The 25,383-nt window shown below is 59.6% G+C and carries 23 protein-coding genes and 1 pseudogene; 7 read left to right on the forward strand and 17 right to left on the reverse strand.

The window, feature by feature from the left end; all coding sequences use genetic code 11:
* Positions 1 to 3 precede the first annotated feature (3 nt).
* The 4 genes from QFW87_RS24240 (at position 4) to QFW87_RS24255 (ending at position 2,595) form a co-directional block, all read left to right on the forward strand.
* Positions 4 to 906: a chemotaxis protein gene (locus QFW87_RS24240; RefSeq protein ID WP_008147551.1), complete on the forward strand. Its 903-nt coding sequence runs from the start codon at positions 4 to 6 to the stop codon at positions 904 to 906.
* A 27-nt stretch (positions 907 to 933) separates the two neighbouring features.
* Complete coding sequence (locus QFW87_RS24245) at positions 934 to 1,392, forward strand: GNAT family N-acetyltransferase (RefSeq protein ID WP_283181593.1); 459 nt, start codon at positions 934 to 936, stop codon at positions 1,390 to 1,392.
* Positions 1,393 to 1,435: 43 nt separating this feature from the next.
* Positions 1,436 to 1,762 carry a hypothetical protein gene (locus QFW87_RS24250; protein WP_283181594.1) on the forward strand — a complete coding sequence of 109 codons (327 nt, stop codon included), beginning with the start codon at positions 1,436 to 1,438 and terminating at the stop codon, positions 1,760 to 1,762.
* An 83-nt stretch (positions 1,763 to 1,845) separates the two neighbouring features.
* Positions 1,846 to 2,595: a YkgJ family cysteine cluster protein gene (locus tag QFW87_RS24255; protein WP_283189075.1), complete on the forward strand. Its 750-nt coding sequence runs from the start codon at positions 1,846 to 1,848 to the stop codon at positions 2,593 to 2,595.
* A 60-nt stretch (positions 2,596 to 2,655) separates the two neighbouring features.
* On the opposite strand, the gene QFW87_RS24260 is transcribed toward QFW87_RS24255, so the two are convergent.
* Both QFW87_RS24260 and QFW87_RS24265 read right to left on the reverse strand, forming a co-directional pair.
* The gene (locus QFW87_RS24260) at positions 2,656 to 3,795 is read right to left on the reverse strand and encodes a transporter substrate-binding domain-containing protein (protein WP_283189076.1); all 1,140 of its coding nucleotides are present in this window, start codon (positions 3,793 to 3,795) and stop codon (positions 2,656 to 2,658) included.
* Between the two features lie 142 nt (positions 3,796 to 3,937).
* Positions 3,938 to 4,195: a hypothetical protein gene (locus QFW87_RS24265; protein ID WP_008147542.1), complete on the reverse strand. Its 258-nt coding sequence runs from the start codon at positions 4,193 to 4,195 to the stop codon at positions 3,938 to 3,940.
* A gap of 354 nt (positions 4,196 to 4,549) precedes the next feature.
* On the opposite strand from QFW87_RS24265, the gene QFW87_RS24270 reads away from it, so the two are divergent.
* From QFW87_RS24270 to QFW87_RS24280, 3 genes and pseudogenes are all read left to right on the forward strand, one after another.
* Positions 4,550 to 4,774 (forward strand): hypothetical protein, encoded by a 225-nt coding sequence (locus QFW87_RS24270; RefSeq protein WP_283181597.1) that lies wholly within the window; start codon positions 4,550 to 4,552, stop codon positions 4,772 to 4,774.
* A gap of 194 nt (positions 4,775 to 4,968) precedes the next feature.
* A pseudogene (locus tag QFW87_RS24275) lies at positions 4,969 to 6,286 on the forward strand (OprD family porin).
* Positions 6,287 to 6,433: 147 nt separating this feature from the next.
* The gene (locus QFW87_RS24280; protein ID WP_283189077.1) at positions 6,434 to 7,930 is read left to right on the forward strand and encodes a sensor domain-containing diguanylate cyclase; all 1,497 of its coding nucleotides are present in this window, start codon (positions 6,434 to 6,436) and stop codon (positions 7,928 to 7,930) included.
* Between the two features lie 94 nt (positions 7,931 to 8,024).
* Here QFW87_RS24280 and lpxC read toward each other — a convergent pair whose 3' ends face one another.
* From lpxC to rsmH, 15 genes are all read right to left on the reverse strand, one after another.
* The gene (gene lpxC / locus QFW87_RS24285; RefSeq protein ID WP_283181600.1) at positions 8,025 to 8,936 is read right to left on the reverse strand and encodes a UDP-3-O-acyl-N-acetylglucosamine deacetylase; all 912 of its coding nucleotides are present in this window, start codon (positions 8,934 to 8,936) and stop codon (positions 8,025 to 8,027) included.
* Between the two features lie 112 nt (positions 8,937 to 9,048).
* Positions 9,049 to 10,242, reverse strand: coding sequence for a cell division protein FtsZ (ftsZ, locus tag QFW87_RS24290; protein ID WP_033061342.1), 1,194 nt, complete (start codon positions 10,240 to 10,242; stop codon positions 9,049 to 9,051).
* Between the two features lie 71 nt (positions 10,243 to 10,313).
* Entirely contained in the window at positions 10,314 to 11,573 is a 1,260-nt protein-coding gene (ftsA, locus tag QFW87_RS24295) for a cell division protein FtsA (protein WP_033061341.1), read from the reverse strand.
* A gap of 15 nt (positions 11,574 to 11,588) precedes the next feature.
* A complete protein-coding gene (locus QFW87_RS24300) occupies positions 11,589 to 12,458 on the reverse strand; it encodes a cell division protein FtsQ/DivIB (protein ID WP_008147517.1) in 870 nt (289 codons plus the stop codon).
* A 4-nt stretch (positions 12,459 to 12,462) separates the two neighbouring features.
* Entirely contained in the window at positions 12,463 to 13,431 is a 969-nt protein-coding gene (locus QFW87_RS24305; RefSeq protein WP_201185775.1) for a D-alanine--D-alanine ligase, read from the reverse strand.
* Positions 13,428 to 14,888, reverse strand: coding sequence for a UDP-N-acetylmuramate--L-alanine ligase (murC, locus tag QFW87_RS24310; RefSeq protein ID WP_283189078.1), 1,461 nt, complete (start codon positions 14,886 to 14,888; stop codon positions 13,428 to 13,430). The genes QFW87_RS24305 and murC overlap by 4 nt, the downstream gene beginning before the upstream one ends.
* Positions 14,881 to 15,951 (reverse strand): undecaprenyldiphospho-muramoylpentapeptide beta-N-acetylglucosaminyltransferase, encoded by a 1,071-nt coding sequence (gene murG / locus QFW87_RS24315; protein ID WP_046048250.1) that lies wholly within the window; start codon positions 15,949 to 15,951, stop codon positions 14,881 to 14,883. Before murG ends, murC begins: the two co-directional genes overlap by 8 nt.
* Positions 15,941 to 17,152 carry a putative lipid II flippase FtsW gene (gene ftsW, locus QFW87_RS24320; RefSeq protein WP_176471587.1) on the reverse strand — a complete coding sequence of 404 codons (1,212 nt, stop codon included), beginning with the start codon at positions 17,150 to 17,152 and terminating at the stop codon, positions 15,941 to 15,943. The genes murG and ftsW overlap by 11 nt, the downstream gene beginning before the upstream one ends.
* Before the next feature lie 2 nt (positions 17,153 to 17,154).
* Positions 17,155 to 18,501, reverse strand: a complete 1,347-nt coding sequence (gene murD / locus QFW87_RS24325; protein ID WP_283189079.1) for a UDP-N-acetylmuramoyl-L-alanine--D-glutamate ligase — start codon at positions 18,499 to 18,501, stop codon at positions 17,155 to 17,157.
* A gap of 5 nt (positions 18,502 to 18,506) precedes the next feature.
* On the reverse strand, positions 18,507 to 19,589 hold the full coding sequence (gene mraY, locus QFW87_RS24330) for a phospho-N-acetylmuramoyl-pentapeptide-transferase (protein WP_283189080.1): 1,083 nt from the start codon (positions 19,587 to 19,589) through the stop codon (positions 18,507 to 18,509).
* Positions 19,589 to 20,956, reverse strand: coding sequence for a UDP-N-acetylmuramoyl-tripeptide--D-alanyl-D-alanine ligase (gene murF / locus QFW87_RS24335; RefSeq protein WP_283189081.1), 1,368 nt, complete (start codon positions 20,954 to 20,956; stop codon positions 19,589 to 19,591). The genes mraY and murF overlap by 1 nt, the downstream gene beginning before the upstream one ends.
* A complete protein-coding gene (locus QFW87_RS24340) occupies positions 20,949 to 22,412 on the reverse strand; it encodes a UDP-N-acetylmuramoyl-L-alanyl-D-glutamate--2,6-diaminopimelate ligase (RefSeq protein ID WP_283181606.1) in 1,464 nt (487 codons plus the stop codon). The genes murF and QFW87_RS24340 overlap by 8 nt, the downstream gene beginning before the upstream one ends.
* Positions 22,412 to 24,151 carry a penicillin-binding protein 2 gene (locus QFW87_RS24345; RefSeq protein WP_283184627.1) on the reverse strand — a complete coding sequence of 580 codons (1,740 nt, stop codon included), beginning with the start codon at positions 24,149 to 24,151 and terminating at the stop codon, positions 22,412 to 22,414. Before QFW87_RS24345 ends, QFW87_RS24340 begins: the two co-directional genes overlap by 1 nt.
* The gene (ftsL, locus tag QFW87_RS24350; protein ID WP_033053422.1) at positions 24,151 to 24,444 is read right to left on the reverse strand and encodes a cell division protein FtsL; all 294 of its coding nucleotides are present in this window, start codon (positions 24,442 to 24,444) and stop codon (positions 24,151 to 24,153) included. Before ftsL ends, QFW87_RS24345 begins: the two co-directional genes overlap by 1 nt.
* Positions 24,441 to 25,382 (reverse strand): 16S rRNA (cytosine(1402)-N(4))-methyltransferase RsmH, encoded by a 942-nt coding sequence (gene rsmH / locus QFW87_RS24355; RefSeq protein WP_150659115.1) that lies wholly within the window; start codon positions 25,380 to 25,382, stop codon positions 24,441 to 24,443. The genes ftsL and rsmH overlap by 4 nt, the downstream gene beginning before the upstream one ends.
* Position 25,383: the final 1 nt, after the last annotated feature.

Consider the following 25,383-nt stretch of genomic DNA (forward strand, 5'->3'; position numbering starts at 1 on the left):
TTTATGTCTTCAAACAAAGCCCGCGCAGACTCACTTTCGCTTCTGCTGTTTACCTTGCGCAGCGGCAAGCTGATGGCGATCAACCTGCTGAAAGTCAGTGAAATCATTCCCTGCCCGCCGCTGACCAAGCTGCCGGAGTCACATCCCCACGTCAAAGGCATCGCCACCCTGCGCGGTGCCTCGTTGTCGGTGATCGACCTCAGCCGTGCCATCGGCGAACGACCGCTGGAAGACCCGAACGGTGGCTGCCTGATCGTCACCGATGTCAGCCGCTCCAAGCAGGGTTTGCACGTTCAAGCCGTGAGCAAGATCGTCCACTGCCTGACCACCGACATCCGTCCGCCGCCCTTTGGCTCTGGCGGCGTGCGCTCGTACATTACTGGCGTGACCTCGGTCGACGGCACGTTGGTACAGGTGCTGGACATCGAAAAAGTGATTCATGGCATCGCCCCCGCGCAGATCGAAACGGCCCCGACCGAACTGAGCATGGAAGACGCCGAAGTACTCGGCAACGCACGGATTCTGGTGGTCGATGACAGCCAGGTGGCGCTGCAGCAATCGGTGCACACCCTGCGCAACCTCGGTCTGCAATGCCACACCGCCCGCAGTGCCAAGGAAGCGATCGACTGCCTGCTGGACCTGCAAGGCACGGCCCAGCAGATCAACCTGATCGTCTCGGACATCGAAATGTCGGAGATGGACGGTTACGCATTTACCCGAACCCTGCGCGAAACCCCGGACTTCTCGCACCTCTATGTGCTGCTGCACACCTCTTTGGACAGCGCGATGAATAGCGAAAAGGCCCGTCTTGCCGGCGCGAACGCGGTGCTGACCAAGTTCTCGTCGCCAGAACTGACCAAGTGCCTGATCGAAGCAGCCAAGGCTGTCGCTGAACAAGGTCATTGAGGCTTGAGCAAGGACTTCTGCTTTTTGATGCGGCGCAACCTCGCTGACGTTGTGCCTGCGATCACTTGGCCTCAGGGAATCGTCCTCAGCGACTACCGCCCCGTTCTGGCTGAAGCCGTTCATCGTTTAATGGAACTGGGCTATCAGCAAGGTGGCGGTCGCGTGCCGGCACTCGACGTCTGGCAACAGCGTTTTGAAACCGATCCTGAATATGATCCGAGTCTGTGCTTTATTGCTCTGGATACCGAAGGTATCGTCGGCGTCTGCCAGTGCTGGACCAGCGCCTATATCAAAAACCTGGTGGTGCATCCACGGGCTCAAGGGCAAGGATTAGGACGCGCGTTGCTGCTACATGCTTTCAAGATATTTCAGCAACGACACGAAGGTTTTGTGGATTTGAAGGTGCTGGAAGACAACCTTCGGGCGCAGCGTTTGTATGAAAACGCCGGAATGCGTGTGATCCGCCGGGAACCGGTTCCGGCCTGACATACTCAGACCTTGGTCAATACCCGCCCAAGGATGCCAGCACATGAAAGCCTCGACCCTTACCCTCCTCTGTCTCGCCGCCCTCGCTACCCAGGCCCATGCCTCCAGCCCCGACGCCTGGGCCGCCTACGACAAAGCGGTGCTCGCCAGTTGCACCAAGGCCAGCGGCTTGAAGAATGCCAAACCCGTCGGCAACGCCGCGCAGTTCGATGACCGGGTTGGCTACACCGCACTGCTGTTGCAAGGCCAATACCCGCAAAAACACATGAAAGGCCAGCAAGGCACCGAACTGTGTCTCTACAACAAGAAAAGCAAAACCGCTTACGTCACCGAATGGGACTCCATCCGCCCCACCACCAAGGCGCAGTGACTGGCGCATAACTTGCTTCGATAGCGGCCTTTGCGGCGGCATTCTGTCGCCGTTTCATGTCCTTTTATGCGACTGGCCGTTCAATGAATACGACGTTTTCCTGCGTAGGCTGTGGCAAATGCTGCAATGACCACCACGTGCCCCTGACCCTGCCCGAAGCCCGAATGTGGGCGGCCGATGGCGGTCAGGTGATCGTGCTGGTGGAAGGTTTCCTGGACAATGGCCTGGGCCTGCCAGTGCAGCAACGCGAACACGCCGAACGCCGTTCGGTGAGGGTTCGAAGCGGCGCATCCGAGGCGCACATAGCCATTACCTTTGCCGCCTACAACGTCGGTCCTTGCCGGAATCTTGACGAAGACAACCTCTGCCGCATCTACGAACGCCGGCCGCTGGTGTGCCGCATCTACCCGATGGAAATCAATCCACACATCCCCCTGAACATTGCCGTGAAGGAATGTCCTCCCGAGTCGTGGGAAAAGGGACCGGATCTGATTGTGGGTGGTGAATTGGTGGATCAGGAACTGGTGGGATTAATCCAGCGCTCCCGTCAGGCGGATCGCGATGACATTCGGACCAAGGATGCGATTTGCGCGTTGTTGGGGATTCGGACTACAGCACTGAAGGGCGATGGCTTTACTGCTTATCTGCCAGACATGACGGCGTTTGCGAGGGTCATCGACCAAGTTGCGACGCAGCCTGTGGCCGGGTCAGGCGCTGACTGGTTGTTTCATGTGTCGGGCGAGGACATCGCCGGGCAAGTGCAGGCGGCCGGGGCGCACGTGGCGACTGATGCTCCCGAGAATTACGCGTTCATTTCGTTGCGGGCAGCCTAAGACGCAAGACTTCGGAACCACTGCGCAATCCCGTTGCGCAGTGATTCGTCGTCAAGAGGGTTAGCTGGCCGTCACCGCCAGACATTCCACTTCTACCCGCGCGTTCTCGACCAACTTGCCAGCAAACGTCGTACGTGCGGGCAAACGATCCGCCGGAAAGAAACTGCGATACACAGCACTCATGGCGGAAAAATCCCTTATGTCGGCAAGGATGACCGTGCATTTGGCCACTTGAGCCAGGGACGAACCGTTGCGTTGCAGCGCGGTACGCAAGTTCTCCATGGCCTGGGTCGTCTGCGGGCCGATGCCGCCCTTCACCAGTTCACCATCAGCCCCGAGGCCGATCACCCCGGAAAAGTAAAGGGTCTCGCCGACCTGCACCGCATCGGAGAATGGCAGACCTTCCTCATTCGGAAAGTAGCGTGGTGAGTCTGGTGCTGCGGGTGGCAAATAACGCTGGGTAATCGCCTGGTACTGGCCATTTTGCTTAAGACGCTCAAGCGCCGCATTCAAGTTATCGCGCAGCAGGGTGTCGGTTTTTCGCACAGCCATGGCCACGCCACTGCCCAGCATGGGGTCCTTGAGAGGGGCACCGGCAAACTCGAAAGCTTGCCCTTGGGGCAGGCTTAATAACGCTTGGGTAATTTCAATGGAGTCTTGCAGGGTTGCATCGATATCACCCACCAGCAGGCTGTCGACCAGTTGATTGTTGAGAGCGAAACTGCGAATCGTCACTCCGGCCGGGGCCCAACGGGACTTGGCGAACGCTTCGCGGCTGGTGCCTGTCAGGACGCCGACACGCTTGCCCTTGAGCGATTGCACATCCGGTTGAAGATTCGCCCCTTTGCGCGCCACCAGACGGCTACTCAGGGGGTAAAGATTATCGGTGAAATCGACCCGCTCTCGACGCGCCGATGTTGCCGTCATCGGCATGATCACGTCGAAAAGGTTGGATTCGAGGGCGTGAATGTTGGTCGCGTAATCCTGATCAACCCAGACACAGCGGGATTTGAGTTCGGCACACAGTGCATCGCCCAACTCGATATTCAATCCGACCAGCTCACCCTTGTCGTTACGACTCTCGAACGGTGGAACCAGGGCTTCGACACCGAAACGGATCTGCGGATCGGGCGCAGACGACATGCAGCCAGTGGTCAGGACCACCAGCGACAGTAGAGAGAGGGTTTTTACAAGAGACATTTTGGCGGCCTTCATCAAAAATTCAGGGGTATGAATCTTTGACGAGTGGCCGCCGACTTTCCCAGAGGGCGAATCGCTCATCCTTGTGGGAATAATCTCAATGACAGGAGGAACAATTACCGGTCAACAAAACGCCTGACAGTCAGCGTTTACCCATTGAGCGACGAGTGCCGGGTGGCGCTGCGCCCGGGGTCTTGGTATGGCCGTTCTTGGCGCCGTTCTTGTACCAAGGCTGGCTGGCGTTCTTTGCGGCAGCCAGGTCGCCCGGCTTGAACGGGAATTTGAACGCAGGGATCTCGGCTTTGGTTTCGCTGTCTGCGCTGGAGTCGACGCTGTCTGGCAGGTCTGCCTGGTCGTCGCTCAAAGCGTCGGCAACCGGCGGTTGTGTCGGGGAAGTCATGAAAGCTCCGGGTGATGCCATAGAGTCGGGCCCGGTCAGCGAGCCGCGAAAGGCGGCAGTATACCTGTGTCGGAAGCAGCAAGCTTCAAGCCGCAAGCGAGTCCGTCGGGTTTTGTATTGACGGCCTGACGCCTTCGCGGGCAAGTCGGGTCGCCGCATCGCTCGCTCCTACGGTCCAAGCGAAGAACGATAACGCGGTCAACCTGACTGAACGCTACTTACGTCGGCACAGGTGCTGCACAACTCTTACCTCCCACGCAACAGTCCTTTCATGAATCCGCTCTTTTTCCCCTCTCCAATCCCCCTTATCTTTGCCGCACCAAACAGCACTTGCCAAGCAAGAAGGTTTTAAAGATGTCCAACACTATGGGTATTGCCAGCGCTTTCGTTTTGTCCTCTTTGTTTCTGTCTCCGTTCGCCATGGCTGAAGAGTCGCAGACGTTCGTCGCGCAAAATTCCGCACGCGCTGCTGCATTCAAACAGAATCAGAGCGAAATGACGGCCAAGGCTCAGGAAGCTGCGCAAACCCCTCAAGCGTCGACCACTCAAGCCCAGTCACGGATTGAGAAAGACAGCTGATTGCCAAGTATCACTCTGTTCCCTCGACACTTTTCATCGGCTCTTCCCTTTGAAAAGTTGTAGACAAAGCCGCTGCTATCAGCGGCTTTTTTTCGTTGTGGTTTTAAACAGCGTCAGTTCGTCTTCCCTAACAAGAAACATCCTGAGTCTCAAAACAATGAGGCTCTTAGTTGACCCAAGGAGCTTTACTGCTAGTGCGTTTCCCTCTTAGATTCAGCCCGTTATTCATTGCAATCGCTGCAACGGTGGTTCCTGCTGCTCACGCCGCAGACGACTCAAACGCCGAAGGTTTCGTTGAAGGCTCGAGCCTCAACCTCAACGCCCGTAACTACTACATGAACCGCAACCGCCTGCAGCAGACGGACGACAACATTGAATGGGGCCAGGGTTTCCTAGGCCTCTTCGAATCGGGCTACACCCAAGGCACCGTCGGTTTCGGCGTTGATGCCCACGCCATGCTCGGGCTCAAGCTCGACGGCGGTGGCGGCACTGATAATTCGAGCATCCTGCCGGTCAGCGATGGCAACGGTAAAGCGCCGGGCTCTTTCTCGACGGCGGGCGTTACGCTGAAAGTGCGTGCCTTCGATACCGAACTGAAGGCCGGTGACTTGTTTCTCACCAACCCGGTGATCGCCGGCGGCGAAACCCGCATGTTGCCCCAGACCTTTCGCGGCGTCAGCCTGACCAACCACAGTTTCGACGGCTGGATGATTGAAGGTGGCCAGGCAAGTTTCACCAAGCCTTACAACCAGAGCGGACACACCCGAATCGGCACGTCCTACGGCAGCCTGGCCGACGGTGACGAAAGCCGGCACCTGAACTGGGCCGGTGTCGCCTGGAGCGGTCTGCCGGGGTTGACCAGCAGTCTTTATGCTTCCGAGCTCAAGGACATCTGGAACCAGTATTACTACGATCTGGACTACACCTACGCGCTGAATGATCTGGTCAGCCTCAACCCGGGTCTGCACGCCTATCACACGCAAGACACCGGCAATGCGCTGCTGGGTAACATCGACAACAACACGTACAGCCTGCTTCACCGTCGGCGTGGGCAATCACAGCGTCACCGCCGCGTATCAGCGGGTCAACGGCGACACGCCGTTCGACTACATCAGCCAGGGCGACAGCGTCTATCTCGACAATTCCCAGCAGTATTCGGACTTCAACGGCCCGAACGAACGCTCCTGGAAACTCAAGTACGCCTACGACTTTGTCGGGCTCGGCCTGCCCGGCCTGACCTCGGCGGTCTCTTACTCCCGAGGTGAACTGGACCTGACCAAGGTCGATCCGGACAGCCCCGGTTATGCCTCGTGGTACAGCGCTGATGGCAAAAACGCCAAGCACTGGGAACGCGACATTGATCTCAAGTATGTGGTTCAGGGCGGCAAGGCCAAAAACCTGGCGCTGCGCCTTCAATGGGCGACCAACCGTGGCGGCAACGGCTACGGCGCGCTGGATCAGGACAGCGACGAATACCGGGTGATCGTCGACTACCCGCTCAATGTCTTCTAAGCTTCAATAAGTAAAAGGCCAGCATGTTTTGCTGGCCTTTTTTTTATCCGGGATTTATACAGGCGCTCCGAACGCAAACGGTTTCTGGGATTCTGCCTGAGTCTTGCAAAACACTTTCATAACGCCTCATTAGCAGAAGTCAGAACCATGAGTGTGAGCAGTGCAACATCTCACCATCCGATCCGGTCGACGCGATCGGAGCGGCTTCTGGTTCTTGGCAGTTTGCTGCTGGTGATTGCGATACTAAGCATCGTGGCGTTCCTGCTCATTCGCGAACGCGCCGATGCTGAACAGTCTGCCACTCGCGCAGCAACCAATATCGTGCAATTGATCGACGCAGACGTGTTACGCAACGTCGAACTCTATGACCTGTCCTTGCTCGGCTTGATCGCAGCCTCGCAGCGTGAAGACCTCAAGAGCGTTTCCCCTGCCATCCGCCATCTGGCCTTGTTTGACCGTGCCACTGCCGCGCCGTACAAGGGCGACATTTTGTTGCTGGACAACAAGGGCGACGTGATCGCCGACTCGGCCTCGGTAGAGCCCAGAAAGGGCAATTTTGCTGACCGCGAATACTTCCAGTCGCACGTAAACAATCGTGATCCGAGCATGCTCATCAGCCGTCCCTTCCGGTCCAGGCAGGCTGAACATGAATGGCGAATCAGCTTCAGTCGCCGGATCAGCGGCTCACAGGGTGAATTTCTTGGCGTGGCCGAAGCCGCCATGCGCTTGAGTTATTTCGATCAGCTGTTCAACAGCTTGAGCATCGGTCGTGACAGCTCGGTCAACCTGATCAGCTCGGACGGGATTCTTCTGGCTCAGGAACCCCGCCTGGCCGAAGAGCTGATTGGCAAGGACTTCAGCAGCCGCCCCAACTTCCAGCGCATCGTCAAAGAAGGCAACGGCAGCTTCACCGGTGTTTCAAGCCGCTATAAGGACAAACGCCTGTACACGTTCTCCAAGGTAGGCAACTTGCCGTTGATCGTCATCGTTGCACTGTCCAGTGATGAAGTGTTTGCCTCGTGGAAGCGCACGGCGGTGGTGGTTAGCGTTGCGACTATTGCGCTGTGCATCAGCTTGCTCTGGCTGACTTGGCTGCTCAGCCGGGAACTGCGCCTGCGCCACAACGCCGAACAGGAACTGGCGCAACTGGCCGCCACCGATGCCTTGACCGGCCTAGCCAACCGCCGAACGCTGGATCAGGTCCTGCGTCATGAGTGGTTCCGCGCTCAACGTTCCGGCCAGCCATTGTCGCTGCTGATGATTGATGCCGACCACTTCAAGGCCTTCAACGATCGTCATGGTCATCAGGGTGGCGATGATGCGTTGCGCTCGGTGGCCAAGGTGATCTCCGACAATGTGAGGCGACCAGCGGATCTGGTCGCCCGTTACGGCGGCGAAGAGTTTTCGGTGATTCTCGCGGAAACCGACAGCCAGGGTGCGCAACAGATTGCCGAACACATCCGAGCGACAGTCGAGCAATTACCGCTGGTGGCAGGTGCCGAGTCGCCGATTACTGTCAGTATCGGTATCAGTACCTGGACCACAGCTGCCGAGATCAGCTTGGAACAACTGCTGTTCGCAGCGGACAAGGCGTTGTATCAGGCCAAGGAACGTGGGCGTAACCGGGTGGTTGCTGCTGACTGAGGATTTGATCGTTTCCACGCTCTGCGTGGGACCGATCAGGTATAAAAAAAGGCCACCCGAAGGCAGCCTTTAAAAAACTAGAGAGGTTTTTTACTTACACGGCCGCAACTGGACGCATGTAAGAGATCGGTGCAGTGCTGGCGTCATCGAAAGTCACGACTTCCCAAGCATCTGTCTGCTCAATCAACTTGCGCAGCAGCTGGTTGTTCAATGCATGTCCGGACTTGAAGCCCTTGAACTCACCAATCAGGCTATTGCCCAGCAGGTAGAGGTCACCAATTGCATCGAGGATCTTGTGCTTCACGAATTCGTCTTCATAGCGAAGGCCATCTTCGTTCAGTACACCATCCGCGTCGACCACAATAGCGTTTTCAACGCTGCCGCCGAGTGCGAGGTTGTGCTTGCGCAGGTACTCGATATCACTCATGAAACCAAAGGTACGGGCGCGGCTGACTTCTTTTACAAACGAAGTGCTGGAAAAATCCACGCTTGCACTTTGTGTGCGGTCACGGAAAACCGGGTGATCGAAATCGATCTCGAAGCTCACTTTGAAACCTTCGAAAGGGACGAAAGTGGCGCGCTTGTCGCCGTCTTCCACTGTCACTTCCCGCAGGATCCGGATGAACTTCTTGGCAGCGTCCTGTTCTTCCAGGCCGGCCGATTGGATCAGGAATACGAAAGGTCCAGCGCTACCATCCATGATCGGAACTTCAGACGCGGAGAGCTCGACGTAGGCGTTATCGATGCCCAGGCCAGCCATGGCCGAGAGCAAGTGCTCCACCGTATCCACTTTGGTGTCACCACTGACCAATGTGGTCGACATCGTGGTTTCACCAACGTTTTCCGCGCGGGCAGGAATCTGCACCACAGGGTCGAGATCGGCACGAACAAACACAATGCCGGTGTCGATAGGTGCGGGCTTGAGGGTCAGGTATACCTTCTCCCCGGAGTGCAGGCCTACACCTGTAGCACGGATAATATTTTTCAGTGTGCGTTGTTTAATCATGGCTTGGGCCGCTTCAGCGCAAATTGCGAACTGGTATCAACAAAGGCTGGCGATGATAGCAGACCAGACCTTTGCTGAACACCAATCACCTTCATAGCCCTGATACATTCCATTAATCGGCCTGACGACGCAGGAAAGCCGGAATGTCCAGGTAGTCCAGATCATCTTGCGGATTCATCTTCGCGGCAGTCGCAGCACCGGCTTGAGCCTGGTTGCGCATGACGGTCGGACGGTCCAGGTCACGGTAGTTTACCGCAGGCGCTTCCTGACGCGAAGGCGCTTGCTGTTGCGGTTGCGATGCCACGGACGTGTGCATGGTGTTGTCGATGACCTTTACAGGCTTCTCGATTTTCGCGCCCAGACCAGTAGCAACCACGGTCACGTGCAGCTCGTCGCGCATGTCCGGATCGATAACGGTACCGACCTTGACCATTGCGTGTTCGGAAGCAAAGGCTTCGATGATGCTACCCACGTCGGAGTACTCACCCAGAGACAGGTCAGGACCGGCGGTGATGTTCACCAGGATGCCGCGTGCACCTTGCAGGTTCACGTCTTCCAGCAACGGGTTGCGAATGGCCGCTTCGGTGGCCTCACGTGCACGGTTCGGACCGCTGGCGCAGCCAGTGCCCATCATCGCCATGCCCATTTCGCTCATCACGGTCCGTACGTCGGCAAAGTCGACGTTGATCATGCCCGGACGCTTGATGATGTCGGAGATACCGCGAACGGCACCGGCCAGTACATCGTCGGCCTTGGCGAATGCGGACAGCAGGCTCGCGTCCTTGCCAAGGATGGTCAGCAGCTTCTCGTTGGGAATGGTGATCAACGAGTCGACGCTTTCAGACAGCAGACGGATGCCTTCATCGGCGATCTGCATGCGCTTGCGGCCTTCGAACGGGAACGGACGAGTCACCACCGCAACGGTGAGAATCCCCATTTCCTTGGCCACTTCGGCAATGATCGGCGCAGCACCGGTACCGGTACCACCGCCCATGCCAGTGGTGATGAACACCATATTGGTGCCCTGCAGGACTTCGGCAATGCGCTCACGATCTTCGAGAGCGGCCTGACGACCTACTTCAGGGTTGGCGCCAGCGCCGAGACCTTTGGTCACGCCGGTGCCCAGTTGCAGGATGGTCCGCGCGCCGATGGATTTCAGCGCCTGGGCATCAGTGTTGGCGCAGATGAATTCAACGCCTTCAATGTTGCTCTTGACCATGTGGTTGACGGCGTTGCCGCCGCCTCCGCCAACACCGATAACTTTAATTACCGGGCTTGCGGGGATGTTGTCTACGAGTTCGAACATTTTCCCTCTCCTTTCATTTCTCTAGTTTTTTCGCCTACTGCCTGTATCTACAACGGTGCTGCGGTAAATCTTTAGAAGTTGCCTTGTACCCAGCTCTTGAAGCGATCGAGCAAGGCGACTTTCGGTTCTTCATTGCTGTAGCTGTCGCGGCTGCTGATGCCCGAGAACGAAATCCCGTCGGACTGCTTCTGCAGGCCGTACATCAACAGGCCAACGCCGGTGGAATAAATCGGGTTGCGGACCACATCGTCCAGGCCCTTGACGCCATGCGGCACGCCCAGGCGGACCGGCATGTGGAAGATTTCTTCGGCCAGTTCGACTGCGCCTTCCATCTTCGACGTACCACCGGTCAGCACGATGCCGGCCGGGATCAGGTCTTCGTAGCCACTGCGACGCAGCTCGGCCTGGATCAGCGTGAACAGCTCGTCGTAACGCGGCTCGACCACTTCGGCCAGGGCCTGACGGGACAGCTCGCGCGGTGGACGGTCGCCGACGCTTGGAACCTTGATGGTTTCACCGGCACCGGCCAGTTTGGCCAGGGCGCAGGCGTAGCGAATCTTGATTTCTTCGGCGTACTGGGTCGGAGTGCGCAACGCCATGGCGATGTCGTTGGTCACCTGATCGCCCGCAATCGGGATGACCGCGGTGTGACGGATCGCGCCTTCGGTGAAAATCGCAATGTCGGTGGTGCCGCCACCAATGTCCACCAGGCACACGCCCAGTTCTTTCTCGTCGTCGGTCAGAACCGAGTAGGCCGAAGCCAGTTGCTCGAGAATGATGTCGTCGATTTCCAGGCCGCAGCGACGCACGCATTTTTCAATGTTCTGTGCGGCGTTGACGGCGCAGGTGACTACGTGAACCTTGGCTTCCAGACGTACGCCCGACATGCCCAGAGGCTCACGAACACCTTCCTGGTTATCGATCACGTAATCCTGCGGCAGGGTGTGCAGCACGCGCTGGTCAGCCGGGATTGCCACGGCCTGGGCGGCGTCGAGAACGCGCTCGAGGTCGGCGGAGCTGACTTCGCGATCACGAATCGCCACGATGCCGTGAGAGTTCAGGCTGCGGATATGATTGCCAGCCACGCCGACGAACGCCGAGTGAATGCGGCAACCAGCCATCAGCTGCGCCTCTTCGATCGCGCGCTGGATCGATTGCACGGTGGACTCAATGTTCACCACCACGCCTTTTTTCAGGCCACGAGACGGATGGGTACCGATCCCGACGATTTCCAGCGTGCCGTCGTCCGAGACCTCGCCGACCAGCGCCACCACCTTGGAGGTGCCGATATCGAGACCGACGATCATTTTGCCGCTTTGCACGTTTGCCATGGGTCCTGCCTCTTCTTAATTCTTCGCGACAGCGGGTTGGGCTGTCGTGGGCGCTACAGGTTCCCGCCAGCCAACAGCGAGGCCGTTGGCGTAGCGCAGATCGATGCGCGCAATGTTCGTAATCTGTTCTTTAAGCGTCTTGTCATAGATGGCAATGAAGCGGCGCATCTTTTCCAGCAGGTTGCCGCGTCCCAGCAACAGTTCGATTCCCGGGCCTGCGCTGCCGGCGCCGGTGGTCAGGAACCAGCTGCCTCGATCACGCAATTCCAGGCGTGCAATCGAGAAGCCCAACGGCCTGAGCATCTGGCTCAGCACCTGGTATTGCTGCATCACTTGCTGTTGGGCCCGTTGTGGGCCGAACAGCTGTGGCAAGTGTTCGTAGTTCGCCAGCTCTCGCGGGGTGAACGCCTGCCCCTGGTTGTTCAACAGCGATTCATCGCCCCAACGGGCCACCGGCAGTTGTTCTTCCAGGCGGATCACCACTTGATCCGGCCACACCCGACGCACTTCGGCGTGGGCAATCCACGGCATCGTTTCAAGCTCGGTGCGCATGCTCGCCAGGTCGATGGTGAAGAAGCTCGACGCCACGTATGGAGCGATCCGCTGCTGCACCGCTTGCTGGCTGATGTAACTCAAGTCGCCCTGCACGTTGATCTTGGTGATCGGCCGGTCGGCGTACGGCAACAAACGCTGCGCGCCTTCGTAAGTGCCGAAACCCAGTGCGACCAACAGCACCGGCCAGAACAAGGATTTCAGAAAACCAAAATTGGCTTTCGGCAGGCGCGCAGACATCGGCTCTTTGGCCACCATTCGGCTGGCACCCCGCGGCACCGGCTTGCGGCCGGGTGGTGCGGAGGGCTGATGTCTCAGCTGTGCGCCTTGCATGGTCTTAACCTCGCGGCTCGTTATTGCCGGCAATGCTGGCGGCCAAAATCGCCAGAACCAGTTGCTGGAAATCCAGACCGGCAGCACGAGCCGCCATCGGCACCAGACTGTGATCGGTCATGCCCGGTGCGGTGTTGACTTCCAGGAACCAGAACTGCCCGTCGGCGTCCTGCATCACGTCAGCCCTGCCCCAACCGGCGATACCCAGCGCCTCACAGGCTTTCGCCGTGAGGTCCATCAGTTCTTTTTCTTTGCTGCTGTCCAGGCCACACGGAATCCGGTACTGAGTATCGGAAGCCACGTACTTGGCGTCGTAGTCGTAGAAACTGTGCGTCGTGCCCAGGGCGATCGGTGGCAACACCTGGTCACGCAGGGTGGCGATGGTGAACTCCGGACCTTGAATCCATTGCTCGACCAACACTTGCGAATCGTAGGTACTGGCCGCTTTCCACGCGTCGATCAACTCCGACGCGGAGGTCACTTTGGCCATCCCGATACTTGAACCTTCATGGGCCGGTTTGACGATCAAAGGGAAGCCCAGTTCCGTCGCCGCCGAAATACAATCGGCCTCGGAGCTCAGTACGGCATGGCGTGGCGTCGGAATACCGAGGCTGTGCCAGACCTGTTTGGTCCGCAGCTTGTCCATGGCCAGTGCCGAGGCCAGAATGCCGCTGCCGGTGTACGGAATACCCAGGCATTCCAGCAGGCCCTGCATGCTGCCGTCTTCACCGCCACGACCGTGGAGAATGATGAAGGCGCGATCGATTTTTTCGTTCAGCAGACGCTGCAAAAGATCATCGCCCACGTCGAGACCAAACGCGTCCACACCGGCGCTTAGCAGCGCGTCGAGAACCGCGTTACCCGACTTGAGAGAAACCTCACGCTCGGCACTCTTGCCGCCGAAAAGCACGGCGACGCGGCCGAAGTCTTTCGGCGCAATGGTGGAGACGAGGTTGGCGTAAGCAGCAGTCATTTCAACTTCCCCACACTCGGCGCAGCAACGGCGCCTGCGAACAACGGACTTTTCAACAGTTTCGGCGCGAGACCACCGATGTCACCGGCGCCTTGGCACAACAGAATGTCGCCGGCACGCAGCAGCGGCTTGACGATGGGCGCGAGGTCAACACCGCGCTCGATGTAGATCGGGTCGAGTTGACCGCGCTGACGAATGCTGTTGCACAGCTTGCGGCTGTCCGCGCCAGGGATCGGTTCTTCACCGGCCGGGTAGACTTCCATCAGCAGCAGGACGTTGGCGTCGGCCAATACATTGACGAAATCGTCGTACAGGTCGCGGGTCCGGCTGTAACGGTGCGGCTGGTAGACCATCACCAGACGGCGTTCCGGCCAGCCACCGCGCACGGCTTTGATGACCGCGGCGACTTCGGTCGGGTGGTGACCGTAGTCGTCGACCAGCATCACGCTGCCACCTTCTACCGGCAGTTCGCCGTAGACCTGGAAGCGTCGGCCGACACCCTGGAACCCGGACAGGCCCTGGACGATGGCTTCATCGCTGACGCCCTCGTCGGTGGCGATGCAGATGGTTGCCAGTGCGTTCAACACGTTGTGGTTGCCCGGCATGTTCACCGAGACATCCAGCGGATCGCGATCAGGACGCAGCACGGTGAAGAAGGTCTGCATGCCCTGCTGGCGCACATTGATTGCGCGTACATCGCAGTCGTCGCCGAAGCCGTAAGTGACCGTCGGACGTTTCACCTGCGGCAGGATTTCACGCACCACCGGATCGTCCAGGCACACCACCGCCAGACCGTAGAACGGCAGGTTGTGCAGGAATTCGACGAAGGTTTTCTTCAGTTTATTGAAGTCACCGTCGTAGGTCGCCATGTGGTCGGCGTCGATGTTGGTGACCACGGCCACCAGCGGCTGCAAGTGCAGGAAGCTGGCGTCGCTTTCGTCAGCTTCAGCGATCAGGTAACGGCTGGTGCCAAGTTGAGCATTAGTGCCCGCGGCATTCAGACGGCCACCGATCACGAATGTCGGGTCCAGGCCACCGGCGGCAAACACCGAAGCGATCAGGCTGGTGGTGGTGGTTTTGCCATGGGTACCGGCGACGGCGATGCCGTGGCGGTAGCGCATCAGCTCAGCCAGCATTTCAGCGCGAGGCACCACCGGAATGCGGCGTTCCAGGGCGGTGGCGACTTCCGGGTTGGACGTGTTCACGGCACTGGAGGTAACCAGCACATCGGCGTTCGCGGCGTTCTCGGCGCGGTGGCCGATAAAGATCTGGGCGCCGAAGGACTCGAGACGCTCTGTCACCGGCGAAGCTTTCAGGTCGGAACCGGACACTTCATAGCCCAGGTTCAACAACACTTCGGCGATACCGCACATGCCCACGCCGCCGATTCCGACGAAGTGGATGCGACGGATGCGGCGCATTTCCGGTTGCGGCATGGCTTTCTGATTCTCAACCATGGGCCACCTCCAGGCAGGTATCGACCACGTTACGGGTTGCATCGGGTTTGGCCAGGCGGCGTGCCGCGGTGGCCATGTCGGTCAGTCGTTGTGGTTGCATCAAGACCTCTGTCAGGCGTGCGGCAAGATCCGCTGCGCCAGTCGTTCTTTGCGGCATCAGGAAGGCAGCGCCTTCACGGGCCAAATAATCGGCGTTGCGGGTCTGGTGATCGTCGATCGCATGGGGCAAAGGCACCAGCATCGAGGGCAGACCGGCGGCAGCCAGTTCACTGATGGTCAGCGCGCCTGCACGGCACACCACCAGGTCGGCCCAGCCATAGGCTTGGGCCATGTCTTTGATGAAAGGCTGCACTTGCGCCTCGACGCCAGCCGCGCGATAGCGCTCTGCAGTCACTTCATCGTGGTTTTTGCCGGCCTGATGAAACACTTCCGGGCGCAGGTCGGGGGCGACTTGCGACAGGGCTTCAGGCAGCAACTTGTTCAACGGTTCTGCGCCCAGGCTTCCACCCAGGATCAGCAAACGCGCCTTGCGACCGGCCAGCGCCTGTCGCGGTGTTTCGAGGAACAGCTCGGTGCGCACCGGGTTACCGGTGGTCCGACGGCTGCCCGACAGGGTAAAGGTGTCGGGGAACGCTTCACAGACTCGGGCGGCCAACGGCACCAGCAACCGATTGGCGGTACCGGCCACGGCGTTCTGCTCATGAACGATCACCGGCACGCCGGCCAGTTTGGCTGCAACGCCACCAGGACCGGTCACATAACCACCAAAGCCGACGACACACACCGGCCGCAGCTGACGAATGATCGCCCGCGCCTGCCAGATGGATTTGAGCAACATGAACGGCGCCTTGAGCAGGGACAATTTGCCCTTGCCGCGCAGACCGCTGGCATTGATTCGATGCAGTTCGATGCCGGCCACTGGAACCAGATCGTTCTCAATGCCGCGCGGGGTCCCGAGCCAATGCACGGTGTAACCACGGGCCTGGAATTCGCGAGCACAGGCCAGCGCCGGGAACACGTGGCCACCGGTGCCGCCGGCCATGATCAATACGTTAGCGCCCATGGGTCGGCTCCTCGGCGAAGTCGCTCTCATGGAACTCCATCTCTTCGCTGCCCAAGTGGGTTCGACTTTCCCATTCAATGCGCAGCAACAAGCCGAGACAGGCACAGCAGATCACCAACGAACTGCCGCCATAACTGAGGAACGGCAGGGTCAGACCTTTGGTTGGCAACAACCCGACGTTCACCCCGATGTTGATCAGGAACTGACCAATCCACAGGAACGACAAGCCGTACGCGATGTAGGCGGCGAAAAATTGCTTGGCCTTCTCGGCCCAATAACCGATGTACATGCCACGAATACAGACAAAGACGAACAGCGCCACCGTGCACAAAGAACCCACAGCACCCAACTCTTCGGCCAGGACCGAGAACACGAAGTCGGTGTGGGCTTCCGGCAGGTAGAACTGTTTCTGCACGCTGTTGCCCAGGCCAACGCCCAGCCATTCGCCGCGACCAAAAGCGATCAACGCTTGAGACAACTGATAGCCAGCACCGAACTGGTCGGCCCACGGATCCGCAAAGTTGGTCAGGCGCGCCATTCGATACGGCTGCACTTGAATCAACAACACCACCGCCGCGACCGCCAGGACAACCATCAAGGAAAAACGGAACAGCCCGACCCCGCCAAGGAACAGCATCGCAGCAGCAGCCCCCATCATCACGACGGTGGCGCCGAAGTCCGGTTCCATCAGCAACAGACCCGCCATTGGCAGCAGAACGATGAACGGCTTGAAGAAGCCCATCCAACTTTCACGCACTTCCTTCTGACGACGCACCAGGTAACCGGCGAGGTAGATCACCACGAACACCTTGGCGATCTCGGAAGGCTGAACGTTGAAGAAACTGAAGCCGATCCAGCGCATCGAACCGTTCACTTCACGGCCGATCCCCGGGATGATCACCATCACCAGCAAACCGAACGCACCAATCAGCATCAGCCAGCCCAGGCGTTGCCAAGTGGCGATCGGAATCATCATGGTGACGATGCAGGCACCCAGGCCCAGCACGATGTAGATAAGGTGGCGAATCATGTAATACAGGGCGCTGCCCGACTGCACAGCCGCCACTTCGGTCGAGGCCGATGCAATCATGACCAGCCCGAGGCCGATCAATGCCAGGCAGCCGGCGAGCATCGGGAAGTCGAGGTCGATGCCGCGCCCGGTGATGATCGGCGACGGATACGGCTTGATGATGTTCATCAGGCTCATGCCAGATCCTCCACTGCGCGGACGAACTGGTGACCACGGTCTTCGTAATTCTTGAACATGTCGAAACTGGCGCAGGCCGGCGACAACAACACGGCGTCGCCCGTCTCTGCGATGGCGCGGCATTGCTCGACCGCTTCGATCAGCGAGTTAACGCGAATCAGTGGCACGGCATCGCCGATGGCCTGAGCGATCAGCTCGGAGTCGCGACCCATCAGCACCACGGCGCGGCAGTTAGCCGCCACCGGATCACGCAGGTCCTTGAACTCGGCACCCTTGCCGTCGCCACCGGCGATCAGCACGAGCTTGCCGTCGATGTCCGCGCCCAGGCCTTCGATGGCAGCCAGTGCGGCGCCGACGTTGGTGGCTTTGGAATCGTTGTAGTAGCTCACGCCATTCAGGTCACGGACCCACTGGCAGCGATGCTCAAGCCCGGCAAAGGTACGCAGGCTCGAGAGCATGGCGTCGAACGGCAAGCCGACCGCGTGCCCCAGCGCCAATGCCGCCAAGGCATTGGACTGGTTGTGGGCGCCGCGAATTTTCAACTCGCGCACCGGCATCAGGTTCTGGAATTCGAAGGCCAGGTACTTCTCGCCGTCTTCTTCGCGAATACCGAATGCCTTGAAATCAGGTTTGCTCAAGCCGAAAGTCCAGCACGGCTGACCTTCGCCCATCAGCGGACGGCTCAGGGCATCCTGACGGTTGACCACAAACTGTTTGGCTCCCCGGAAGATCCGGTGCTTGGCCAGGTGATAGGCCGGCAGACCGCTGTAGCGGTCCATGTGGTCTTCGCTGACGTTGAGCACGGTCGCCACTTCGGCGTTGAGCTGATCGGTGGTTTCGAGCTGGAAGCTCGACAGTTCCATCACGTACAGCTCGACGTCGTCGCTGAGCAGGTCCAGCGCCGGCGTACCGAGGTTGCCACCGACGGCGACGCGCTTGCCGGCCGCCGCAGCCATTTCGCCGACCAGTGTGGTGACGGTGCTTTTTGCGTTGGAACCGCTGATGGCAACGATCGGCGCCTTCGCGTTACGCGCGAACAGCTCGATGTCACCGGACAATTTCACGCCACGGGCGGCGGCAGCCTGCAGGGCCGGGGTCGCCAGGGCCAGGCCGGGGCTCACGTAGAGCTCGTCGGCGCGGCACAGGAATTCGACGTCCAGCTCGCCACAACGCACTTCCACGTGCGGATAGTCACGCTTGAGCGTGGCCAGTTCCGGTGGATTTTCCCGCGTGTCGGCGACAGCAAACGACGTGCCCCGGTTCGCGAGGAAGCGAACCAGGGACATGCCGCTCTTGCCGAGGCCGACAACGATGCGGAAGTGGTCAGAAGCGATCAGAGACACTCGTTCTACCTCAGCTTCAGGGTGGCAAGGCCAACCAGCACGAGAATCACGGTGATGATCCAGAAGCGGACGATCACGCGCGGCTCGGGCCAGCCCTTGAGTTCAAAGTGGTGGTGAATCGGTGCCATGCGGAACACACGGCGACCGGTGAGCTTAAAGGAAGCGACCTGAATGACGACTGACAGGGTCTCCATCACGAACACGCCGCCCATGATGAACAGGACGATTTCCTGACGGACGATCACCGCGATGGTGCCCAGTGCCGCGCCCAGCGCCAGTGCGCCGACGTCGCCCATGAACACCTGAGCCGGATACGTGTTGAACCAGAGAAACCCGAGGCCCGCGCCGATCAAGGCGCCGCAGAACACAATCAACTCACCTGCGCCCGGCACATACGGAATCAGCAGGTATTCAGCGAATTTCACGTTACCCGACAGGTAGCAGAAGATCCCCAACCCGCCGCCGACCATTACGGTGGGCATGATCGCCAGACCGTCGAGGCCGTCGGTCAGGTTGACCGCGTTGCTCGAGCCGACGATCACGAAGTAGGTCAGGACGACGAAGCCTATGCCCAGCGGAATGCTGTGGTCCTTGAGCATCGGCAGGATCAGGGTGGTTTCCACCGGCGTCGCTGCGGTCATATAAAGGAAGATCGCCGCGCCCAGGCCGAACACCGATTGCCAGAAGTACTTCCAGCGGCTCGGCAAGCCACGGGAGTTCTTCTCGATCACTTTGCGGTAATCGTCGACCCAGCCGATCGCGCCGAACAACAAGGTCACCAGCAGCACGGTCCACACGTAACGATTGGACAGGTCAGCCCAAAGCAACGTGCTGACGCCGATGGACGAAAGAATCAGCGCGCCGCCCATGGTCGGGGTGCCCGACTTGGACAAGTGCGATTGTGGACCGTCGTTACGAACGGATTGACCGATCTGACGGTTCTGCAAAGTGCGGATCATCCACGGGCCAAAGCACAGCGACAAAACCAACGCGGTCAGCACACCGAGAATCCCGCGCAGGGTCAGGTACTGAAAGACCGCGAAGCCTTTGTAGAACTGTTGCAGATACTCCGCTAGCAGCAGCAGCATTAATGTTTCTCCAGGCTGGTCCCGCACAAAGCGACGACGATGTTTTCCATCGCAGCGCTGCGCGAGCCCTTGATCAAAATGGTGGTGTTTGTGTCTTGCTCGGCGCCCAGGGCCTTGATCAGTTCAGCCTGAGTGCTGAAGTGAAAGGCCTGCTCGCCGAAAGCGTTCACGGCGTGAGCCATCATTGGCCCGACAGCGTAAAGCGCGGAAACCTTGCCACGGGCGTACTCGCCCACGTCGCGGTGCCCCTGCTCCGCCCAATCGCCCAACTCGCCGATATCCCCGAGCACCAGAACGGTGCGGCCGGAAAAGCCGGCGAGTATATCAACGGCGGCACACATGGAGGTGGGGTTCGCGTTGTAGGTGTCATCAATCACGCGCATGCCATTGCTGGCCAGTTGCGCGACGGTGCGACCCTTGACCGGCTGCACCGCGCCGAGGCCGGTGGCGATACCGAACAGCGACACGCCCAGCGCATGGGCGGCGGCGGCGGCGGCCATGGCATTGGCGACGTTATGGGTGCCGAGCAGGTTCAGTTGAACGCGCTCCATACCTTCAGGAGTGTGCAGGTTGAACGCCGGGCAACCGCGAGCGTCACGGTCCAGATCGCTGGCGTAGAAATCGGCACTGACATTGCTCAAGGCGAAGGTCAGCACTTTGCGACCGGCAGCGCGGGTCTTCCAGATGTCGAACGCCTTGTCGTCAAGATTGAGAACGGCGACGCCATCGGCATCCAGCCCTTCGATAATCTCGCCCTTGGCTTCGACGATTTTTTCCGGCCCGCCGAACTCGCCAACATGGGCGGTCCCGGCGTTGTTGAGCACGGCCACATGAGGTTTGGTCATGCCGACGGTGTAGGCAATTTCGCCGAGACGCGAAGCACCCAGTTCGATCACCGCAGCGGTATGTTCCGGTACGAGTTCGAGCAGGGTCAGTGGAACGCCGAGGTCGTTGTTCAGGTTGCCACGGGTCGCCAACACCGGACCGCGCGTGCGCAGGATGCTGGCGAGCATTTCCTTGACCGTGGTCTTGCCGCTGGAACCGGTAATCGCTGCGACAGGATGGGTGTAAGCCGCACGGTTCAACGCACCGAGTTGCCCCAGCGCCTGACGAGTATCTTTCACCAGCAATTGCGGCAGTGTGCTGTCGGCGACTTCACGCTCGACCAGCGCCGCTACGGCACCTTTTGCGGCGACGTCATTGAGATAGTCATGACCATCAAAACGCGGGCCGGTCAGGGCAATAAAGAGCTGGCCTGGTTTGATCGCGCGGCTGTCGATGCTGACGCCGTCGAAGCTGGCATCGGCAGTGACCAAGCGGGCATTCAGCGCGCCGGTCAGTTCGCTCAGTTTCAAGGCTTTAAGCATGGACCACCTCCCACGCGGTCAAGGCGTGATCGGCCTCGACCAGATCGGAGAACGCGTGACGCTGGCCGTTGACTTCCTGATAGTCCTCGTGACCTTTACCGGCCAGGACAATCACGTCATCCGCCGAAGCGCTGGCGATCAATTGGGCAATCGCCTGGCCACGGCCAGCGACGAAGGTGACTTTATCCACAGCGGTAAAACCGGCGCGGATGTCGTCGAAGATCACTGCAGGGTCTTCAGTGCGCGGGTTGTCATCGGTCACCAGCACGCCGTCAGCCAGACGCTCGACCACTTCAGCCATGAGCGGGCGTTTGCCGCGATCGCGATCACCACCGCAACCGAACAGGCACAGCAAACGGCCTTTGGCGTGAGGACGCAGGGCCATCAAGACTTTTTCCAGCGCATCCGGCGTGTGGGCGTAATCGACCACCACCAGCGGCTGAGTACCGCCGCCGAGGCGCTGCATGCGTCCGGCCGGGCCTTCGAGTTTCGGCAGCACGTTGAGGATTTCGTCCAGCGCGTAGTCCAGCCCCAGCAAGGCGCCGACCGCAGCCAGCACGTTGCTCAGGTTGAAGCGACCGAGCAAAGTGCTGCGCAGATGATGCTCGCCCTGCGGCGTGACCAGCGTGGCGCGCACGCCTTCGTCATCGAACTGTGCTTCACGGCAATACAGGTAGGCGCTGGCATCTTCCAGGCTGTAGGTGATCAGGCGCGACTCGCGTTTATCGGCTGCCAGTTGGCGGCCGAATTCGTCGTCAAGGTTAACCACCCGGCACTTCAAATCATTCCAGGCGAACAGCTTGGCCTTGGCTTCGCCGTAGGCTTGCATGGTGCCGTGGTAATCCAGGTGATCGCGGGACAGGTTGGTCATCACCGCCACATCGAACGCCAGTGCGGTCACGCGGCCCTGATCCAGACCGTGGGAAGAAACTTCCATGGCTACGGCTTTGGCGCCGGCCTTTTTCAGGTCGGCGAGGGTCGCCTGCACGGCGATCGGGTTCGGCGTGGTGTGCAAGCCGCTTTCGAGTGCCCCGTAAAAACCGGTGCCCAACGTGCCGACGATGCCGCAGTGCTGGCCGAGCAAATCCAATGCTTGCGCAACCAACTGCGTCACGCTGGTTTTGCCGTTGGTGCCGGTCACACCGATCAGGTTCAGGTGACGACTAGGGTCACCGTAAAAACGCCCGGCAATGTCCGACAACTGCGCCGCCAGGCCTTTGACCGGAATCAGCGGCACATCGGTAATCGGCAATACAGTCGCGCCTTCGACTTCATACGCCACAGCGGCAGCGCCGCGTTGCAGGGCGTCGGCGATGTGCGCGCGACCGTCGAGTTTGCCGCCAGGGACGGCGAGAAACAGATCGCCAGCCCGCACGTTGCGGCTGTCCAGGGTCAGTTCGCGGATCAACAGATCGCGGCCGGCGTGGGCAAAAATCTTGTTCAGACTCAGAGACATCAGCCTCGCCCTCCATTGGCTTTCAGCGGAACGACCGGTGCTGCGTTCGCTTGTTGAGTAGGTGGCAGGTTGTCCGGGGTGATGTTCATCAGGCGCAAGGTCCCGGACATCACTTTGCTGAACACGGGCGCCGATACCAGACCACCGTAGTAACCGGCTTTGGTCGGTTCATCGATCACCACCACAATGGCGTAACGCGGATCGCTCATCGGGCCGAAGCCGGCGAACAGCGAGCGGTAGGAATTCTCGGCGTAGCCTTTGGTGCCGACCGACGTTTTACGCGCGGTACCTGACTTGCCGCCCACGTGATACGCCGGCACTTGCGCACGGAATACACCGCGCGGGGCTTCGATCACTTGTTGCAGCATGGTTTGCATGGTTTTCGCGACAGCTTCCGGCAATACCTGTGTGGTTTGCGGCGCCTTGTCGGATTTGATCAGGGTCAGCGGCGCGAGGCGACCATTGTTGGCCAGGGCCGAGAAAGCGTGGACCAACTGGATCGCGGTCACCGAGATACCGTAGCCGTAAGACAGCGTGGCGGTTTCAGCCTTGCGCCATTCGCGGTAGTTCGGCAGGTTGCCGACGCGCTCGCCCGGGAAGCCCAGGCCCGTGTCCTGGCCGAGGCCGACTTTTTGCGCCAGACGGAAAATCGTTTCGCCGCCGATATCGAAGGCGACCTTACTCATGCCGACGTTACTGGAGTTGATCAGAATGCCAGTTAGGTCGAGTACCGGACCTTCACTCTTGGATACGTCCTTGATGGTGTATTTACCAATCTGCAAGGTGCCCGGGTACACCTCAACGGTATCGGTTGGCTTCCAGCGCCCGGTTTCAATCGCGGCGCTCATGGAAATCGCTTTCATGGTCGAACCCGGTTCGAACACGTCGATCATCGCGCGGTTACGCATCATCGCCGGTTGCAGGTTGCGACGGTTGTTCGGGTTGTAGGTCGGCTGGTTGACCATGGCGAGGATCTCGCCGGTCTTCACGTCCATGATCACCAGGCTGCCGGCCTTGGCGCCGTTCTCGATGATCGCGTTACGCAGTTCGCGGTTGGCCAAATATTGCAGACGCAGGTCAATGGACAACGCCAAGGGCTTACCGGCCTTGGCGTTTTTGGTCACCTGAACATCTTTGATAAGTCGACCGCGCCGATCCTTGATCACCTGTCGCTTGCCGGGGACCCCGGCCAGCCATTCGTCGTAGGCCAGCTCGACGCCTTCACGACCGTGGTCATCGATGTCGGTAAAACCAACCATATGGGCAGTGACTTCACCGGCCGGGTAGAAACGCCGGAATTCTTCGATGCCATAAACGCCCGGCACTTTCAGATCGAGCACGGACTGGCCCTGTTCGGGGGTCAGCCCGCGCACCAGATAAATGAATTCTTTGTTGGCCTGGGCCTCGAGACGTTCGGCCAGGGCTTTCGGGTCCTGCCCCAAGGCAGCCGCCAGTGCAGGCCACTTTTCTTTGGCCGTTTGCATTTCCTTGGCATTGGCCCAAAGGGTGGTGACTGGGGTACTCACGGCCAAAGGCTCGCCGTTACGGTCGGTGATCAGACCACGGTGAGCCGGAATCGGAATATGACGAACACTGCGCGCGTCGCCCTGACCTTTAAGAAAGGCACGGTCGACTACTTGCAGATCGATAATGCGCCAGGCAATCGCCGCGACCATGACGCCGAGCAAACCCAGCACCAGGCGGAACCGCCATGGAAAGAGTGCGCCCTCGAGTTTCATCATGGCGCCACCATCTGCACTTCAGCTGCGCCAGGAATGCGCATCTTCAGTTGCTCGGTCGCCAGGACTTCGATACGGCTGTGGGCGGTCCAGGTGCTCTGTTCGAGAATCAAACGGCCCCACTCCGCTTGCGCCTTGTCGCGCACGCTCAACTCGTTGTACAGCGAGTTCAGCAGTTGACGGTTCCAGTGGGCGCTGTAGGAAACGCCGATGGCCGACACGAGCACGCCAATAAACAGCAGAAACATGAAAAAGCTTCCGCCGGGAAGTGGCTTGGCGAAAAGCTTGCTCACCGCAGCTTCTCCGCGACGCGCATGACGGCGCTACGGGAACGTGGGTTGGCTTTGAGTTCGGCTTCGGAGGCGGACTGCGCTTTGCCATGGATTTTGATTATTGGTTCGAAGGCGACGTGACGTACTGGCAGGTTGCGCGGCAGGTTGTCGGCTTCGCCTTTCACCAGCTTGCGCATGAACAGTTTGACGATGCGGTCTTCCAGCGAGTGGAAGCTGATGACCACCAGACGGCCGCCGACTTCCAGGCATTCCAGCGCGGCTTCGAGGCCGGCTTCCAGATCACCCAGTTCGTTGTTGACGTGAATACGCAAGCCCTGGAACGCACGGGTCGCCGGGTTTTTGCCCTTTTCCCAGGCCGGGTTGGCGACTTTCAGGACTTCAGCCAGATCGGCAGTGCGCTCGAACGGCTTGATGTCGCGACGCTCGGCCACGGCACGGGCCATGCGGCCGGAGAAACGTTCTTCGCCGTATTGCTTGAACACTCGGGCGATTTCTTCCACCGGGGCGGTGTTGACGAATTCGGCAGCGCTGATCCCGCGGGACGGATCCATGCGCATGTCCAGCGGGCCATCATTGAGGAAACTGAAGCCGCGCTCAGGGTCGTCGAGCTGCGGCGAGGACACGCCGAGGTCGAGCAAAACGCCGCTGACCTTGCCGTCCAGACCACGTTCGGCAACTTCCGAACCGAGCTCGGCAAAGCTGCGCTGTACAACGACAAAGCGGCCGTCTTCGGCCGCTAGCGTTTGCCCGGTGGCAATCGCTTGAGGATCTTTATCGAATCCGAGCACCCGACCCTCGGGACCGAGCTGGCTGAGGATCAACCTGCTGTGTCCGCCGCGCCCGAACGTACCGTCCAGATAGCAGCCATCAGGACGTACGGCGAGAGCCTCCACGGCTTCGTCAAGCAGTACGGTGATGTGGTTAAAGCCGCTATCAATA

The organism is Pseudomonas sp. PMCC200344 (assembly GCF_030053095.1).
GTDB lineage: Bacteria > Pseudomonadota > Gammaproteobacteria > Pseudomonadales > Pseudomonadaceae > Aquipseudomonas > Aquipseudomonas svalbardensis.